Source organism: Bacillus sp. 7894-2 (assembly GCF_002272225.1).
GTDB lineage: Bacteria > Bacillota > Bacilli > Bacillales > Cytobacillaceae > Cytobacillus.
Genome location: NZ_NPDG01000174.1, coordinates 1 through 312, shown reverse-complemented (window position 1 = coordinate 312; position 312 = coordinate 1). Strand labels below are relative to the sequence as shown.

At 43.3% G+C, this 312-nt stretch carries 1 protein-coding gene; it reads right to left on the bottom strand.

What is annotated here, in order from left to right; all coding sequences use genetic code 11:
• Positions 1 to 312, bottom strand: a 312-nt coding sequence (locus CHI10_RS22015) for an aldehyde dehydrogenase family protein (RefSeq protein WP_142301794.1), incomplete at both ends; no start/stop codon positions are given.

Sequence of the window (312 nt, the reverse complement as noted above, 5' to 3'; positions counted from 1 at the left end):
TTTCTAAGATTTGACGTGCATAGTACTCAAGGAAGTCAATGGCTTCCGCAGTATCAGCATCTGCCTCGTTCCAAGGCTTTCCTGCTTCTTTAGTTAAAAGGGCAGAAAATTCATGCTTTCGACGGCGGATAATTGCAGCAGCTTTGAATAAAACATCTGCGCGTGTTTCCGGCTTTACTTTTCTCCATGTTTTGAATGCTTCCACAGCAGCCTGCATCGCTTTTTCCGCAAGCTCGCGGTTTGCCTTTGAAACACGGCCCACTACTTCTTCTTTATTAGAAGGATTGATTGATACAATTTTATCTTCAGTAG